This window comes from Psychrobacter sp. JB193, from assembly GCF_002285555.1.
Taxonomy (GTDB): domain Bacteria; phylum Pseudomonadota; class Gammaproteobacteria; order Pseudomonadales; family Moraxellaceae; genus Psychrobacter; species Psychrobacter alimentarius.
Map to the genome: position 1 here is coordinate 353,513 of NZ_NRGY01000001.1, position 17,531 is coordinate 371,043.

Consider the following 17,531-nt stretch of genomic DNA (forward strand, 5'->3'; position numbering starts at 1 on the left):
TGGGGATATTAAATATTGGCGTATTTAATATCAGGAAGTTGAGACTATCGACTTTCACAAGTGGTAAGAAAATAGAATAACGTTCCGTTCTTAGGCAGCTATTCTAATTTAAAACTTACCCCTTGTCCAAAGAAACCGTGAATTGATAGTCGCACATGTTTCAGCTCAGGAGAAATGAGCATGGAAAAATATCGTGATATCGGTGGTAACTCTGGTATAAGCGCATATGAGGTCGGTGACGATTTCATAATTGTGCGTTTTAAGAAAGGTGGTATGTATCTGTATAACTATTCTATAACTGGTTCTAATCATGTTAACAAAATGATAGAGCTAGCTAGAATGGGAGATGGACTTAACAGATACATAAACTTAAATATTGAACACGCTAGTGCTAGAAAAATAGCATAGGTGTTTAGTCTGACCTCCATGGTTTAGTGTTAGGGTGCTTCGACACCTTAGCACTATTAAGTATGAGTTGCTAAGAGGAATAAGAATTTGAATATTTCAGTTAGTAAAAAGCATTTTTTGAGAATTAATACTTGGGATGATATTTATAAAATGAGTGGATATACTGACTCATTAGATCCTAAGAAGGAAAAATTAAAGCAAGTTATTAATAAATATGAACTTCCAAACAAGGGTAAATGCGGTTTATCAAATTGTCGCACACCTCATAATATTGGATGTATTGTTGAAACTGAATCTGGTAGGTTGACTAATTTAGGAAATGACTGTGGCAAGAAGTATTTTGGAGAAAACTTTACGTCCTTGAGCAACAAACTTAGCAAAGAAATTGATTACTCAAACAAAATCGAGAATATAAAGTTAGCTAAATTGAGTATTGCTGAAAATTATAGAAAGTTAAATGAAATAGAAGCTGATTGGAAGAAGATTGAGAGCGTTTATAGAGCTATAAAGTCTGAAGGTCTTGATGGACTATACGACAAGTTAGAACAAATGAAACATAGTAAGAGCTCCATTATTGCAATACAGCGTAGAGCTACACAACCTGAGATTGAGCTTGAAGAGGTTAGAACAGGAAAAGACGTTCAAAATCCTTTCTATATTTCTGATAACTTAGGTGATTTGAAAGGTCTAAACTATCTTACTGATAGAATCAAAATTAAGGCCATGATTTTAAAAAATAAAATAACTCTTGAGCGTTTAAATGATTTTGATGAGGAGAAGACAACTTTCAAAGAACTTAGCAAAATGATCAAAGAGAATGAAAAATTAAATGATAGTGTTCGTGAAGCTCATAGTATCATTGCGGATGGCTTCAAGTTATTTAGTACAGATAATATGAGACAATTTACGCCTTTGATAAGTAGTAAAAGGCATAGAAAGTTAAAAAGATTTTTAAGTTGTTGTTTTGAAAGCTAATAAGCCTAGGTCAAGCGAATCCTTCGATGCCCAACTATTTTAAATAGTTGTAGGGTGCGCCCAGCGCACGGATGATATGGAAACCATGTTTAAAAGTGTGCGAGGCTCACCCTATAAATTACGCGTAAAGATATTAACAAATTAGACCGAATTTTCGTGCTAAAATTAGCTCTATATTTAGAGCCTAATTTTAACGGAGAATGCGTAATGCAACCAATATTTGCGACACAAACAGCCAGTATCTCAGAGCTAAAAAACAATCCCTCTGCCTTGATCAAACAGTCAGATGGTGAGTCGATTGCTATTTTAAACCACAACAAACCCGTGGCTTATTTGGTATCAACACACGTCTTTGAGCGTATGATGGAAGCGATGGACGATATGGCACTCAGCCAAACGGTGAACGCACGGATGAATGATAGGCAAACACCTATCAAGGTCACGTTAGATGACTTATAGTCTTGAGTTTCACCCATTAGCACTAAAAGAGTGGAAAAAGATAGCGCCAAGTATCCAGCAGCAGTTTAAGAAAAAATTACAGCAGCGACTCTCAAACCCTCATGTGCCTGCGTCAAAACTCTCTGGACATATAGATACTTATAAAATTAAATTACGCACTATAGGATATCGTCTGGTATATACCGTCAAAGATGACGTGGTGGTGGTTTATGTATTGGCAGTCGGTAAAAGAGAAAATAACAAAGTATATGACAGTCTGGCGACGCGTCAGCCATAATTAAAATATACAGACAGAACTAAAACGACGGAGGTCATGTGCAATATACCGCAATCATCAAAGACGGTGGTTTGTTTATCCCAAACGTATTTTCAGACCTAAACGATGGTGGCTCGCATATCGTACAAGTCGAGGTTGATATTGCAGCGGTGCGTCAGCAGTTAGATGCGAGCGAAACGCCAAAAGCAGACGCGCCAAGAGTACCTAAAAAACAAGTAAAAAAGCAGACCAAAAAAGAAGTACAAAAAGCAGCGGAAAATGCTGACGTGAATACCCTACGTAAGAGCGCACTTGATGAATTAGAAGCATTAGATGATAGTGAACTAAGCGAGATATTCAAAGCTTATATTAATGATGGACAAGAATCCTCACAGATATCCTTAGAAAATCTATAATATCGTCGATACATTCGACCCAGTATTTTTACAGCAGCATTTTTAACCTTCACATTAATAACCGTATCACTTATAAAGGCAGTCCCATGACTTACTCGATTTTTTCTCAAACGCCAAACAATGCCCTAAAAGAGCCGATGTTCTTTGGTCAGCCCGTCAATGTGGCACGCTATGACCAACAAAAGCATCCAATCTTTGAGCAATTGATTGAAAAGCAGTTGTCATTTTTTTGGCGTCCAGAAGAAGTTGATGTGTCACGCGACCGTATGGATTTTAGCAACCTATCATCCCACGAGCAGCACATATTTTTGAGCAACCTCAAGTACCAGACCCTACTCGACTCTATCCAAGGTCGTAGTCCAAACGTGGTGCTCTTGCCACTGGTGTCTATCCCTGAGCTTGAGACATGGATTGAGACATGGTCGTTTTCTGAGACCATTCACTCACGCAGCTATACTCATATCATTCGTAATATCGTCAATGACCCAAACATTATCTTTGACGACATCATGCAAAACGAACACATCTTAGGCCGTGCCTCTGATATTGCTCAGTATTATGATGAGCTATACCGCAACTCGCAGCTATATAGCTTGTACGGTGCTGGCACGCATAACATCAATGGCAAAGAAATCACAGTCGATTTACGCGCGCTGAAAAAACAGATGTATCTGTGTATCATGGCAGTCAACGTCCTAGAAGCCATTCGTTTTTATGTGTCATTTGCCTGCTCGTTTGCTTTCGCTGAGCGTAAATTGATGGAGGGCAATGCTAAGATTATTAAGCTTATTGCTCGTGATGAAGCGCTGCATTTGACCGGTACACAGCATATGCTGAACCTTATGCGCAACGGTCGTGACGATCCTGAGATGGTCGAGATTGCCGCCGAGTGCTATGAAGAAAGTATTGAGATCTTCCGCAAAGCTGCTGAGCAGGAAAAAGAATGGGCAGGCTATTTGTTCAAAGACGGCTCAATGATTGGTCTAAACAAAGACATTCTGTGCCAGTATATCGAGTACATCACCAACTTACGTATGGAAGCGGTCGGCTTGCCAGCGGCGTTCCCGAACTCAAAATCAAACCCGATTCCGTGGATCAATACGTGGCTGTCTTCTGACAACGTGCAAGTTGCGCCGCAAGAGACAGAAATCAGCTCGTACTTGGTTGGTCAGATTGACTCTGATCTATCAGACAGCGATTTTGATGACTTTGAACTTTAATAATTTTAAGCTTTAATGCATCTAAGCGTTAATGAATTTAAGCGGTAAGCATCTATTACATTTGCGAACCGCTAGTAAGAAAAGTTTATACCAATTGCGCATTTATATAGTACTCAAAAATTCTGGAACATCAGACAACCAGTGAAATAGGATCAAGACTATGACTTGGGTAATGACCAGTAAAAAACAGTTTTACTTACATGATGATGAAAGCCTGCTCGATGGATTGCTACGGACAGGGCATGAAGTGAATTATCAATGCCGTGAAGGCTATTGTGGTAGTTGTCGCATCAAACGTATTGCCAGCTCCCATACGATTGATTATCCCTTTCATCCGCTTGCCATGATTGAGGACGATGAAATCCTGCCTTGCTGTTGCCGTGTGCAAGGAGTGATTTATATCAATCATGAGGTTGTCGTAAAATAACTGCTTATACATTAAAAAAATCATCAAAAAAGCGCGCTATCTCAATAGATAGCGCGCTTTTTCTTATAGACTGCTCTGGTTTCTTTGTTTAAAACCTTGCTAAATGTACCTGTTATAAAGGCGCACCATCTCGCTCGAACAATTTTAATAGCTCTTCACGCATACGGTCACGCTCGGCCTCTGACATCATAGGTACTTCTTGCTGCTCACCTTGTAGACCTGATTGACCGTCTTCATCTTGCATCATGACAACAGGTTGTTCGACCGTCTCTTGCGCTGGACGCTCTTCTAGCAATATCTCTACTTGTGCGTTTTTACCTTGACGCAGGATTTGTGCATTCAATTTGGTATTAGGCGATTTGCGCGCAACGTACTGAATCAGTGTGTTGGCATCCGTCATCTCAACGCCGTCAATAGTCAAGATGATATCGCCAACACGTAGTCCACTCTTGGCAGCAGGACCACCTTCGATGACATTTAAGACTTCTACCCCTGTTGAGGTTTCAAGCTGTGTCGGATCACGCAGCTGTGATTGTATCTCGATACCTAACCAACCACGGCTTACTCGACCATCTTTAATCAGAGCATTCATCACTTGCTCAACGATCGAAGTAGGAATGGCAAAACCGATACCCATCGAGCCGCCAGAGCGTGAGAAAATCACAGTATTAATCCCTAGTAGCTCACCATACGCATCCACCAGTGCGCCGCCCGAGTTACCCGGATTGATTGCTGCATCTGTTTGTACAAAGTCTTCAAACTTATTGACGCCAAGGCCTGTACGACCTGTGGCTGAGATAATACCTTGTGTCACGGTCTGACCGACACCAAACGGGTTACCAATGGCTAGTGCCACATCGCCCACTCGAATGGGTTCTTCACGGAATCCAAGCGGCGTCAGCCCAGTCATGTCTACTTTAATCACGGCCAAGTCACTGTCTGGATCTGTCCCAATGACTTTGGCACGGCTCTTACGACCATCGTTAAAGGCAACCGTAATCTCATCTGCCTTTTCGATGACATGGGCATTGGTCACGATATAGCCATCTTCTGACACAATTACGCCAGAGCCTAAATTGGTATTGCCCTGCTCTTGCGATGGGCCACCATGATATTCAAAGAACCGGCGCAATACTGGATCATCCATGTAAGGGTGCTCTGTCATCGTTTGGGTGGTGTAGATATTGACAACCGACTGCGACGCTCGAGCGACCGCGTTATGATACGAAGCAATGGGCGCTGGTGTATCACTGGTAGGCGCTGAAGCTTGTTGCTCAGCTGGCGTGGTTCTTGGCGGCTCCCATGTATCCTTAGACGGCGACTTCATACTCATAAACAACCAGACAAATGCGGCAATCACTATCAGTAATAAAACCCAAGGTAACCATTTTAGCAAAGGCGCCTTGTTGTTGGTGTTCCGAGATGACGACATATAAAACCTCTATAAATTTGATACAAACGAACGAAAGTGAATGAAGTAAGAGAAACGTGCTGACTTCACATAACCTACCTAGTGGCAATTAGTGCAGAGAGGTCATCATAGGTGATGTTGGGTACAGGCTCACGTGCCTAAATTATAACTGTCAACACTGCCGAATTGTAACGTATCGTGTACCATTTCAGTTATTGCCCTTGTCTACTCTTTTGCAGTGTCATGTTAAAATGCAGGCTTTGAGACGCCTGCCATGTACAGTGACAGTCTATTCAGTGATAAGCTATTTGCAGCGCTTTCATCTTGTAGCTCATTCATATTGACTCTAAGCACGCCACAATTATAAGGAAAATAAAAATGATCACCAACTCTGTCTCAACACCTACCATTCCTACTGGTATTAGCGTACAAGACTTAACGCAGTTTTGCGATGACTACCTATCGGCTGGCGCGTTTAAAGACTATGCCCCAAACGGCCTACAAGTTGATGGTGGACGACCTGTGCAGCGTATTGTCACTGGAGTTACCGCCTGTGAAGCGCTGATCGATGCGGCTATCGCAGAAAATGCAGATGTTATTATGGTGCATCATGGTTATTTTTGGAAAGGTGAACCCGCTCCTATTACGGGAATAAAAGGACGACGTATCCGCAAACTGATGCAACACGGCATCTCTATGATCGGTTATCACCTGCCTCTTGATGCGCATCCGATCATTGGCAACAATGCCAAACTTGCTGAACTACTGAATTTGACCGTCACTGGTGCGCTATACCCTCATGAGTCGCATCCTGTTGGCAATATCACTACTTGCCAGCCACAAAGTGCAGGCAGTCTTATTGCTCACATCACTCAAGTATTGGGACGTACGCCATTACACATCTCAGCCAACTATCATGCCTCTAATGAGACCGACACCCGTACGGAGAATGAGCGAATGATTGAACGCATTGGTATCTGTACGGGCGGCGCGCAAGATATGATTGAGCAGGCAGCGATCATGGGCTGTGACGCCTTTATCTCTGGAGAAATATCGGAGCGCACTACTCACATTGCTCGTGAGCTTGGCATAGATTATTTTGCCTGTGGTCATCATGCGACAGAACGCGGTGGTATCGAAGCATTAGGTCATGTGCTTGCTGATCATTTTGCGCTGCCTGTCACTTTTATTGATATTGAAAACCCTGCTTAAAAACATCATTATCGAATAGCATTTGGCAAAGACGTTTGAAAAAATAAGACAAAAATATTTATTTTTTGTCTTATCACACCTATTTTTATGACATTCATTTTTATAAACCCATGAATAATAACCCTATTTTTTACCGTCTATAGTTCTATTGTTAAGTTTTATCGCTTATTTCTTAACTCCTCTTGAATAATCTTATCAGTATCTACATATTACTCACTGAAGAAAGAACGTCTTGTCATGAGACTTCCCATTTATTATAGCTTCCGGTTATGGCGCTTTAATGGGGATAACTCTCTAATATCTTATTGCTTTGTAAGATTTTAGAGTAGTTGTCCATTGGCCTTTCACTGTCTCATATATTTTTAGCAGTGATATTTGCCTTCATTTTGGCGTCTTAATAAGGGTGTTGCATACCTTGATTAACATTTTTGATTGATAGAAAGTTTTGATTGCTGTATTTATCTATCAAGGTTACTTGCTCATCCTTATGCCTGAACAATGACATATCTGCACCTATTTGCTTTGTTATAAATGAATTTACAAGTAAATTGCCAAAGATATGAACGTATTGATATTCGAGCGACAGTGGTATGGTAATAATAATTGCCTCCGTTGGCTCATTGATATGCGGCGTTGTTTTGATAACTTATTCATGACCTTACCTATGTTTTATTTATCGTTGTTTTACTATTAATGCTATCTATTGTCGATGAGGGAATCATTCGATTTATATCCTTCACGTGGTTGTGCGTCCGGATTTTAAGGGCGATTTTTTAATCGCCCAAATTTATACCAATAGAGAGCGAATACATAAAACATCCCGCTACGTTATTAAGACAGGTAGTAGCGGATAGATGATAAAACAGAGTGATAGTGTGCTTGTCTATCCGATAAGCACCCTATCATTTGAAATGTGATAGTGGTCTACGCCTATTGTATTAGCGTGATCAATGTACATTTTAGGGTGAGTAGGATGGCTAAAATCAGGAGACATCCATGCAGCGTATTACTTACCGTGTAAAGGTATCTGCGCAAGGGGCAAAACGCCGTATTTCTTATTTACTGCGTCCGACCAAACGCCGGCTCAACACTAAAAGTAACATCGTTTCATCCGTTACCCCTATTACTTCGACTCGTTTTTCCAAAACCAAGAAGTTGGCACAAATCTCTAGTATCGCCTTTCTCTCGCTCCCCGCTCAGAGTTTGACGACGATGGGCGTGCAAATGCCAGCTTATGATCATGTTATGCTCAACAATACGTTGACGATCGCTGCTGTCCCAGGCGATAGTACGTATTTTGCTACTGATGGTTTCCAACATGGTTTCGGTTTTGATTTGGTACGCACCTATGCCGATGAGCTTGGTGTGGATATCAGTCTCAAAGCTTATGCTAATGAGGAAGCGGCACTAAAAGCCTTGAGATCAGGTAAAGCAGATATGGCGCTGACCACAGCGAGTACGCAACTAAAAAGCAAGCTGAACTTGGCCTCTGTCAATGTCAGCTGCGGATATGACGCCAGTTTGACCAAAAACGGTCTGCACCCCAAGGTAAGCTGGACCTTTGGCTCTTCAACTGACCCATTATCAAAGAAAGCCAGTTATTTCTTATGTGATAGCATCAAGCTAAAAAACACTCAAAAGTTGGCGGCATTCTATAATCAAAACTTATTAAAAGATGCCTATAGTCAGGATCATTTCAAAAAGACGCTGATAGAGAAACTGCCTGATTATCAATCTTCTTTTGAAGAACAGGCGCGCAATTATAACCATGATTGGGAGCTGCTTGTTGCAATGGGCTATCAAGAATCACACCTTGATGCCAATGCTGTCTCGCCGACTGGTGTGCGTGGACTTATGATGCTGACCAATAATACTGCTAAAGCCATGGGCGTTTCAGACCGCGTTGATCCTTATCAAAGTATCGGCGGCGGTGCACGCTATCTGGAGCAAGTAAAAAGTGAGTTTGTGGACGTACCAAAAACAGATCGTATCTGGTTTGCGCTTGCGGGTTACAATATGGGCCCCAATGCGGTAAAAAGTATCCAGCGTAAATTGAGAGATCAAGGTATTGATGATAAAAGCTGGGCAAACGTTTATGCCTATTTAGCTGACAACAAAGCTTCTAATAGCCGTTACGGTCAGGCGATGCATTACGTCAGTAACATCAGAAGCTACCTTGAGACGATCAAAACCCAAACGGTTTAGCACAGACTTTTATCAATAATTTATAAATAAATAGTCCAATAAAAAAGCTGCTCTTTAAAGAGCAGCTTTTTTTATGCGCTAAGGCTTAAATCTCTAATTGATAAACTGGTATTAGATTTACCTAATCCTCAATGACTAACGATTTGGTACTGTGAGACGTTGACCACGCTGTAACATAGTATTGGCAGCTATATTGTTCATCTCAGCCAACTCTTGTGTTGATAAGCCATACTTACGTGCCAGTCCAATCAAGCTGTCGCCTGAACCTACAGTATAGCTGACGGTTGCCTTTGGTACTCTAAGTGTCTGTCCACGTTGCAGTTGGGCATTGGTTGCCATATTATTGGTCGCAGCCAAGTCTTCTACTGAGACGCCAAATTGACGGGCTAGAGCAATTAATCCATCACCTGATTTGACTTTGTAGCTTTCAGTGTTGCCCAGTTTTTTACCATTGCTAGTACTTGCTGTGCTAGTAGAATTACTGCTTTGCTTAGTACTGCTAGAAGCGCTAGAAGTTGTGACACTGCCACCGGCAGGAATCGTAATGGTACGACCCAATATGAGGTTGGAATTGGTTTTTAGATTGTTGGCAGCGGCCAATTCGCTGATGCCAATATTGTAGCGCTGCGCCACACCTGTCAACGTATCCCCTGACTTCACTTTATAGCTGACTTCTTTGTCGTTAAGCTGACGATCTACCAATTCTCTAGATACAGGTACTTTAATGGTCTGACCACGTTGCAAGCGTGCATTGGCATTAAAATTACTATTGACTGCTGCGATATCCGCTGGGCTAACACCCACGCTATTAGCAATTCCGATTAAGGTATCGCCTGACTTAACTTTGTAGTTGGTCGTCGCTACCGAACTTGAGCTACTTACGTTACTACTTGCAGCAGACGTGGTGCTGGTAGCGGCGTTGAAATCAACACTAGCAGGTACTTTTAGTGTTTGACCAACATACAATGAGTCTGTGGCGCCAATACCATTAAGTGTGGCAAGTGTACTCGTTGGAACATTGAACTGACGCGCCAGTGCAATCAGACCATCCCCTGCTTTCACTTTATAGTTTTTGGTAGCTGTACTCGATTTACTTGGTTTACTAGATGGTGCAGCTGGGGTCACAGCAGGCGCAGATACTTTGCCTGGTATTAGCCATAGTTTTTGACCTCTGAGTAAGTCGGCACGGCTGCTAAGATTGTTATAACTGGCAAGCTGAGTGACTGACAAGCCAAAACGATTCGCTGTTCCAATTAAAGTGTCTCCGCCTTGTACCACATAACTTTCTGGTTGCTTAGCCGCTGCACTGCTCTCTGTACTCAAAGGCTCAATGGTTTTGGCATTATATAAATACAAGGTACTACCAGATAGCAGCTTAGCGTTCGCATCTATTTGGTTCCACTCTGCGATATCGCGCCAGTTCACGCCAGCACGACTGGCGATATTAGACAAAGTATCGCCACGTTTTACGGTATACGTTGTACGTGCGCCTTGTGGCTTAGGCTTGCTCGCTGAAGAATTTGCAAAACTCAGTTTCTTCTCTTCACCACTGGCTTCTAGGATAGATTGCTGTGTTTGTACTGCTGATAAGTTAATGTTGCCGTCTGCATTGATGACATTGGTTTCAGACGTACTGGTACGAATTTGATTGGCAATGAAGTCACGCTCTTCTTTGCTCAGCGGTGGCTCTTGAACAATCGTGTTATTCTGAGTAATTTGAGCAGAAGTGGTTGGCAAACTATTACTACTCTTAAGCTCAGCATTGATCTTGCTGGTTTCTGCATTGGTTAGTGGTGGCTCAGTACGGCTTGGTGTACTACTATTATAAATAGAGCCACTGGTTGGTGTCACAGAGGGTGAAATGTAGCTTGTTGTTTGTTGAGGCACGCTGGCACTCGCCGCATAATCAGCCAATGCACTGCCAGTAGATGGCAAAGACGAGTTGGTATACGGTTTGCTGTTGTAACTTGGCGTGGTCGTGGTGGCAGTTGGACTGCTCGTGTTATTAGAAGCCAATACGTTACCTGTACCGTTGCCTCTTAATGTGCTGAGCTTAGCATCTGCATTGAGACTGACATCATTAGGAATGATGACACGCTGAGGACCTGAAGAGTCAACACGCCCAGAAGTCAGAGCCGTATTCAGTCTTTCTAGTTCATCATAACTCACACCAGTTAATTGTGCTACCTCAGCCAAACTTACTCCATAGTTTACTGGTACACTACGGAAATGCTGGCGGTTAGCAATAGCAGGTAGGTAGACACCATACTGCTCAGGCTTGGCAACGATTTCGGCAACTGCCAAAAAGCGCGGCACATAGTTCATGGTTTCAGTAGGCAGTCTGAGTGACCAGTAATCGGTTGGCAAACCCCGTGCAGCATTGGCATCGATCGCTTTTTGAACACGACCAGGACCGGCATTATATGCAGCGAGCGCAAGCTCCCAACTACCAAATTGATTATGCAATGCTGTCAAAAAGTCATAAGCGGCACGCGTAGACTCGATAACGTCACGGCGACCATCGTAAGTACCGCTTTGATTCAAACCATAAATTCGACCTGTACTTGGTATGAACTGCCACAGACCTGCCGCCGCCGCACTACTCGTACCACTTGGATCGTAAGAGCTCTCAATAACTGGTAATAAAGCAAGCTCTGTTGGAATATTACGGCGCTCCGCTTCTCTTACCGTATGATAAATATAGCGACTGGCACGCGCTGTTAAACGGTTTAGATAATCTTGACGACTGGTAAACCAGCTTTTTTGTCCTTCGATACGTTGGTTATAAATTGGCTGACCACCATTCATGCGATAACCAGCACGTAGACGATTCCACAAATCACCATATTGTTGAATCGCAAGTTTGTTACCTTCCACCATAGTCATGTCAGTGGCTTCTAGCAAATCTGCTAACTCATCCAAGCTTTCCGCATCCAAAAACGCAGTTGAATAATCATCACTGCTATTTGCTTTAGGTGCCTGATTAGAAGGACGTTTAACAAGGACAGATGAGCCATTGGTCACACCTTTATCTTTTACCGCTGACGTATTACTACAAGCACTGATAAGTAAAGTGGATACCGCAAGCGTCAATGGCAACGCGATAAATGAGCGAGATTTTGATAGCACAGTAGACATGATATTGGAAGTTTCCTAACGACAAGAAGTGATAAGATAAAGTTGTTTGGTAGTATAGTATGCAATGTAAAGCAAAGACTACTTTAATATTAAAAGATAGTAGACAAAAGCTAGATCCGCATTCATATCAATAATTAGTTAATTGTAACTTGCGATACTGCCCGCAGCAGTACTGCATTGCCAGTTGCCACTGTCAAAGTCACTCTTGATGTCGTCACAAATGAAACCTTTTGACCATCTTTTACCCAGCTTTCATTGGTCGTGACATTTGCTTTGGCCTGTGTGCCAGTAATAACAATATTATCAACAGAAATATCATAATTATAATTGGACGTGTCATTCCAGCTATTCTGCAATAATTTTAGATAGGCATCTTTATCTAAACTGGTAGACTTACCCTTTCTAGATAATGAAATCAGTGCATCATCAGAAACCAGACGAGCAACTTGGTTAATACTCTGGCTATTCGCTGACGACTTCATGGCTGCTATATAGTCTAGTACCAAAGCTTCCGTCATGGTTGCTGCTTGGGCAGTGACACTTACTGTACTTACCGCTGCAGCAACTGCAGCGACGCTTGTGCCTTTTATCAATAGCGCGAGCCACTTTTTACCCCATAATTGTTTCATGGTAATCCTTAGAAACCCTTTTTTCATTGCAGTTAACGTCATTGTATTTAAATAATGACAATCAATATTTTTCAGACTTTATATTTTTGTCACTTACCTTTAATACCGAAGATTCATTTCAATAATATGTCAATCGATATCCATGGCAGCATACTTGTATCATAGAGTGAGCGTATCATTCAATTCTCACAGCTATGTGACGCCCTGTGTAATTATTGCGAAGACTAAAATACACAGGGTGTGTTATAGAACAATCTTTACAGTTCCGATAACGCTGCATTCAAACCATCAAAAAAAAGCCTGATCCATCGAACGTACTATACAATTTGCAGCTTTATTCTTTTGTAGCTTAGCAACTTTGTCTTAAAGCTTACTATTACCACTAATGTCTTCGTATTCTTCATCATCGCTAAGCTTCATACCTAAACGCTCTACCCGTCTGTCCATCATTTGACGAGCCAACGCTTGCATATCTTCAACGCGATCTATTTCATCTACAATTTCAAGACCCAATAAGGTTTCAAACACATCCTCTAGCGTGACCAAGCCTTTGACTTCACCGTACTCACCCACAGTAATGGCAATATGAATACGATTTTTTAGCATTAGCTCTAATAAATCAAACAGCTTCATTTTGGAGAATACAAAAGTAATTTCTCTTTTGAACTGTGTCAATGGCTTATGCATGGCATGGTTGACTTTCGCCAACAACATATCTGTTTTTAAGACAAAACCGGTGATGTTATCTAAATCACCTTCGTAAACTGGCAACCGTGAAAACGTAAGCTTGGGACGATCAACCAGTAACTCAGCCACGGTTTTATTTTCTTCAAACGCTAACATCACCGAACGCGGCGTCATAATGTCTTCAACCTTAATGGCACCAAACGCCAGTAAGTTACGAATAATACGCGACTCCAATGGATCAATTTGCCCTGACTCTTCACCAATACTGGCAAGTGCAGCAAACTCACGACGGCTAAACGCTTGAGGCTCTTTGCCACGCACAAGCAATTTTGTCAGTCGCTCTGAAATCCAAATCAAAGGATATAGCAGTAAAATAATACCTCGAACAAAGTAAGCGACAACGCCACTTATTTGACGCCAATACATGGTTCCTAATGTTTTTGGAATAATCTCAGATAAAAATAAAATCGCCAAGGTCATAAACGCAGAAAACAACCCAAACCATGCACTACCAAATACAATTGTGGCTTGCGCACCCGCTCCAATGGACCCCAATGTATGAGCCACTGTATTCAAAGTCAAAATAGCGGCCAAAGACTGATCGATATTGTCAACCTTCAGACGTCTTAGCATATTTGCTTTTTTTGGATTATGCTCTTGAATATCAGCAATGTACGACGGTGTCATACTCAATAATGCTGCTTCTGATAAAGAGCAAACAAACGAGATACCGATAGCGATAACCACAAAAAATATCAGTAAAAATATACTTGTGACCGTTGGGTCTGCTATTGCATCTGTCGCTACCGCACCTGCTGCAAAAGAAGAATAAGGCACTAGCAACATCAAACATACTATTAGCGCTGTTATACCAGAAACTGACTGATAACGACTAAGCCGCATGGTATGACGTATCGTCGGAGGAGGTTTGGCAGACGCTTTTTTATGAGCGCGTGAACGACGTAAACGAGGTATAAACATAAGAGTGTTAAACAAGTTAGGGGACCTAAACAAAAAAAAGGAAAAGGGATATAATAAGTAAGTTAAATCAGACAACAAAATCACTTGTCAAAATAGGTCAAGATGTCTGTAAAACCAATGACCAATAGCCGCTCAAAAACGATTTATGACTTCATACTAGAACTTTATCACATCTCAGTAGATTGCATGCTAAATACAAGTAATTATTACCATTTGATAGTAGCATTGATGATAGCATTTCACAATAAGTCGCTATTTTCGAGCCTTTATTTTTTAACGTTTCTTATCATATAGACTTACCTATTAGTCATCAAATACTTAGAATTTGATATACTTTCAAAAATTTGGCAGCACTGTCTAGGTAGAATTACTGATTGGCAGGGCAAGTATGAATTATCAGTATACTGTTAACTCAATAAAAACGTACTTCGCCTATGATTAACAGTTACCAAGACTGAGATTTTTTGTTACTATGCGTTTAATTTTATTATTATCTATGACTTACTGAGAGAAATTATGTTTTTATTCATTCAAGCCGCTCATGCTGCTGAAACTGCTGGCGCAGCATCGTTATTCGGTCAGATCCTATTACCAGTCGCTTTTTTTGCCATTTTTTACTTCTTGGTGATTCGCCCACAATCTAAGCGCACCAAAGAGCATCGTGCGATGGTCAATGCATTAACGGTTGGCAGCGAAATCATCTTTGCTGGTGGCTTGATGGGTCGTATTAAAGCGATAGAAGGCGACTATGCTGTCGTAAGCTTAAACAACAACACTGATGTAAAAGTACAACGTGCTTCTGTTATTTCAGTATTGCCTGCTGGCACGATCGAAAGCGTTTAATCATCAATAGTATTTTATTGATGGTGATTTGATGGTCGTATTATCAGTATGTGCAATGATTCAAAATGACCGTAGATGATTTACGGTCATTTTTTGCTATAAAACAGAGATTTAAATCGAATTTGTAGACTTAGAACGATCCGTCCTTACTCTGTTGAGTGACTGTTTTTATAGATCGTATCTGTTATATTTTTAATGACTATATAAAGATACGACTGTATCATTTGCCTTTCTGTTTTACGTTTTATTATTATCGCGGATGATTGCAATGGTGTTGAATAAATAATGCTTAACATAGCATTTGACCATTGTTATCGCTAACTTCCCATCTGCTAACTTGTGGCTCATGTCGCCAGTTGTTTATCAACTTAAAGAAGTGATTATGCAATATCCCGCTTGGAAATACTTACTTATTACCGTCGTGCTAATCATTGCCGGTCTATATGCTGCTCCTAACTTATACCCTGACGAACCTGCTGTGCAGATTACTAGTGCGGCAGCAGGTACACAGCTGTCTGAAGGTATTTTGACCCAGTCTCAAAGCTTACTTGAGGAGGCAGGTCTTGAAAACCATAATGGCACATTTGAGGACAACAGTGCACTGGTGCGTCTCAACAATCCAGTCGATCAGCTGAAAGCTCAAGAAGTACTACGTCAAAAATTGGGCGAAGACTACGTGGTCGCGCTGAATTTAGCGCAGACTACCCCGCAATGGCTACGTGATATTGGTGCAAGACCAATGAAGCTTGGCCTTGATTTACGCGGCGGTGTACGTTTTGTACTAGAAGTCGATATGGATAAAGCGCTCGAACAACGCTTGAATAGTGCCAGTCGTGATGTGCGTCGTGACCTACGTGCTGAAAAGGTTGCAATTAAAGGTATTAAGACTGAAAGTCAAAGCATAGTATTGCATTTTGCTGATACAGATGCGCGTAACCGTGCACAGAACGTTCTACAAAGCTCGATGGGTAGTACATTTAGTTTACAATCCTCTATTGATGCTCAAGGCCCTGCTTTAATCTTAGCATATAATGAAGCTACGCTTGATGAGATCAATAGCTACGCAGTCAATCAAAACTTAACGACCCTACGCAACCGTATTGCCGAGCTTGGCGTTACAGAAGCCTTGGTACAGTCACAAGGTGCCAGTCGTATTGTAGTAGAGCTACCAGGTGTACAAGATACAGCTGAAGCTAAGCGTGTTCTTGGCCGTACCGCAAACCTTGAGTTCCGTATGGTCGCCGAAAACAGTGAAAACTACACTGGTGGGATTCCTCCAGCGGGCACTGAAGCGTTCCCATTTGAAACCCTAGATGGCCCACCTGTACTGTTACAGCGCCAAGCAATTGTCACTGGTGATAAAGTCACCAACGCTCAAACAGGTGTTGATGAAAACGGTTCTCCTGAAGTTAGCATCACGTTAGATAGTGCGGGCGGCAAGCTGATGCAAAACGCCACGCGTACTGCAGTCGGTAAGCAGATGGCAGTATTGTTTATCGAAAATAAGCAAAGAATTACTTATGAAGAAGATCCAGCAACTGGAGAAACTGTCGAAGTAAGAACGCCTTACGCTGAAACTAAAGTCATTAACCGCGCCAATATTCAAGCGGTGCTTGGCTCTTCTTTCCGAATTACTGGTTTGGATAGTACTGCTGAAGCAGCAGAACTTGCACTTTTATTACGTTCAGGCGCACTTGCTGCACCAATGTACTTTGTAGAAGAGCGCACTATTGGTCCATCATTAGGTCAAGAGAATATTGATAAAGGTCTATTTTCTACTCAGATCGGTTATCTATTAGTCTTTGCCTTTATGATTATTTTCTACCGTCTGTTTGGTGTAATTGCTAACGTGGCACTTGCTGTGAACGTCATTATCATCATTGCCATTATGTCGATCTTAGGCTCATCACTAACGTTACCTGGTATCGCTGGTATTGTTTTAACCATCGGTATGGCAGTTGATGCCAACGTACTGATTTTTGAGCGAATACGAGAAGAACTTGCAAATGGAGTACGGCCAAAGTCCGCCATCGTAGCAGGTTTTGATCGAGCCTTTAGTAGTATTTTCGATGCCAACATCACTACCCTATTAATTGCTTTTATCCTATTTGCCATTGGTACGGGTCCGATTAAAGGCTTTGCGGTTACATTGGCTATTGGTATTGTCAGCTCGCTATTTACCGCTATTATGGTGACGCGTGCGCTGGTACAAATTGCTTATGGTAAGCGTAAATCTATCAAACGTTTGAGCATCGGTTAGGAGA

15 protein-coding genes are annotated in these 17,531 nt (G+C 41.7%); 11 read left to right on the forward strand and 4 right to left on the reverse strand.

Annotated features, from left to right (window positions below; genetic code table 11):
* The first annotated feature begins 180 nt into the window (after positions 1 to 180).
* The 7 genes from CIK80_RS01415 to yfaE all read left to right on the forward strand — a co-directional run bounded on the left by CIK80_RS01415 (position 181) and on the right by yfaE (position 4,161).
* A complete protein-coding gene (locus CIK80_RS01415; RefSeq protein WP_095568573.1) occupies positions 181 to 408 on the forward strand; it encodes a hypothetical protein in 228 nt (75 codons plus the stop codon).
* An 87-nt stretch (positions 409 to 495) separates the two neighbouring features.
* Positions 496 to 1,383, forward strand: a complete 888-nt coding sequence (locus CIK80_RS01420; protein ID WP_095568574.1) for a hypothetical protein — start codon at positions 496 to 498, stop codon at positions 1,381 to 1,383.
* Positions 1,384 to 1,590: 207 nt separating this feature from the next.
* Positions 1,591 to 1,842, forward strand: a complete 252-nt coding sequence (locus CIK80_RS01425; protein WP_095568575.1) for a type II toxin-antitoxin system prevent-host-death family antitoxin — start codon at positions 1,591 to 1,593, stop codon at positions 1,840 to 1,842.
* Positions 1,832 to 2,119, forward strand: coding sequence for a type II toxin-antitoxin system mRNA interferase toxin, RelE/StbE family (locus CIK80_RS01430; protein WP_095568576.1), 288 nt, complete (start codon positions 1,832 to 1,834; stop codon positions 2,117 to 2,119). Before CIK80_RS01425 ends, CIK80_RS01430 begins: the two co-directional genes overlap by 11 nt.
* 38 nt (positions 2,120 to 2,157) lie before the next feature.
* The gene (locus tag CIK80_RS01435) at positions 2,158 to 2,514 is read left to right on the forward strand and encodes a hypothetical protein (protein ID WP_095568577.1); all 357 of its coding nucleotides are present in this window, start codon (positions 2,158 to 2,160) and stop codon (positions 2,512 to 2,514) included.
* Positions 2,515 to 2,600: 86 nt separating this feature from the next.
* Positions 2,601 to 3,734 carry a class Ia ribonucleoside-diphosphate reductase subunit beta gene (gene nrdB, locus CIK80_RS01440; protein ID WP_062844352.1) on the forward strand — a complete coding sequence of 378 codons (1,134 nt, stop codon included), beginning with the start codon at positions 2,601 to 2,603 and terminating at the stop codon, positions 3,732 to 3,734.
* Between the two features lie 160 nt (positions 3,735 to 3,894).
* A complete protein-coding gene (gene yfaE, locus CIK80_RS01445) occupies positions 3,895 to 4,161 on the forward strand; it encodes a class I ribonucleotide reductase maintenance protein YfaE (RefSeq protein ID WP_062844351.1) in 267 nt (88 codons plus the stop codon).
* A 112-nt stretch (positions 4,162 to 4,273) separates the two neighbouring features.
* Here yfaE and CIK80_RS01450 read toward each other — a convergent pair whose 3' ends face one another.
* Positions 4,274 to 5,593, reverse strand: a complete 1,320-nt coding sequence (locus CIK80_RS01450) for a trypsin-like peptidase domain-containing protein (RefSeq protein ID WP_095568578.1) — start codon at positions 5,591 to 5,593, stop codon at positions 4,274 to 4,276.
* Positions 5,594 to 5,950: 357 nt separating this feature from the next.
* Between CIK80_RS01450 and CIK80_RS01455 the strand changes: the two genes are divergently transcribed.
* Entirely contained in the window at positions 5,951 to 6,784 is an 834-nt protein-coding gene (locus CIK80_RS01455; RefSeq protein WP_095568579.1) for a Nif3-like dinuclear metal center hexameric protein, read from the forward strand.
* A gap of 996 nt (positions 6,785 to 7,780) precedes the next feature.
* Entirely contained in the window at positions 7,781 to 8,989 is a 1,209-nt protein-coding gene (locus CIK80_RS01460; RefSeq protein ID WP_095568580.1) for a transglycosylase SLT domain-containing protein, read from the forward strand.
* A gap of 135 nt (positions 8,990 to 9,124) precedes the next feature.
* Here CIK80_RS01460 and CIK80_RS01465 read toward each other — a convergent pair whose 3' ends face one another.
* The 3 genes from CIK80_RS01465 to CIK80_RS01475 all read right to left on the reverse strand — a co-directional run bounded on the left by CIK80_RS01465 (position 9,125) and on the right by CIK80_RS01475 (position 14,424).
* Complete coding sequence (locus CIK80_RS01465) at positions 9,125 to 12,127, reverse strand: LysM peptidoglycan-binding domain-containing protein (protein WP_095568581.1); 3,003 nt, start codon at positions 12,125 to 12,127, stop codon at positions 9,125 to 9,127.
* A gap of 134 nt (positions 12,128 to 12,261) precedes the next feature.
* Positions 12,262 to 12,756: a hypothetical protein gene (locus CIK80_RS01470; RefSeq protein ID WP_062844346.1), complete on the reverse strand. Its 495-nt coding sequence runs from the start codon at positions 12,754 to 12,756 to the stop codon at positions 12,262 to 12,264.
* Between the two features lie 363 nt (positions 12,757 to 13,119).
* Positions 13,120 to 14,424 (reverse strand): hemolysin family protein, encoded by a 1,305-nt coding sequence (locus CIK80_RS01475; RefSeq protein WP_095568582.1) that lies wholly within the window; start codon positions 14,422 to 14,424, stop codon positions 13,120 to 13,122.
* Between the two features lie 516 nt (positions 14,425 to 14,940).
* Between CIK80_RS01475 and yajC the strand changes: the two genes are divergently transcribed.
* Together yajC and secD are read left to right on the forward strand one after the other, a co-directional pair.
* Positions 14,941 to 15,267, forward strand: a complete 327-nt coding sequence (yajC, locus tag CIK80_RS01480) for a preprotein translocase subunit YajC (RefSeq protein WP_062844345.1) — start codon at positions 14,941 to 14,943, stop codon at positions 15,265 to 15,267.
* A 382-nt stretch (positions 15,268 to 15,649) separates the two neighbouring features.
* The gene (secD, locus tag CIK80_RS01485) at positions 15,650 to 17,527 is read left to right on the forward strand and encodes a protein translocase subunit SecD (RefSeq protein ID WP_062844344.1); all 1,878 of its coding nucleotides are present in this window, start codon (positions 15,650 to 15,652) and stop codon (positions 17,525 to 17,527) included.
* The last annotated feature ends 4 nt before the right edge of the window (positions 17,528 to 17,531 follow it).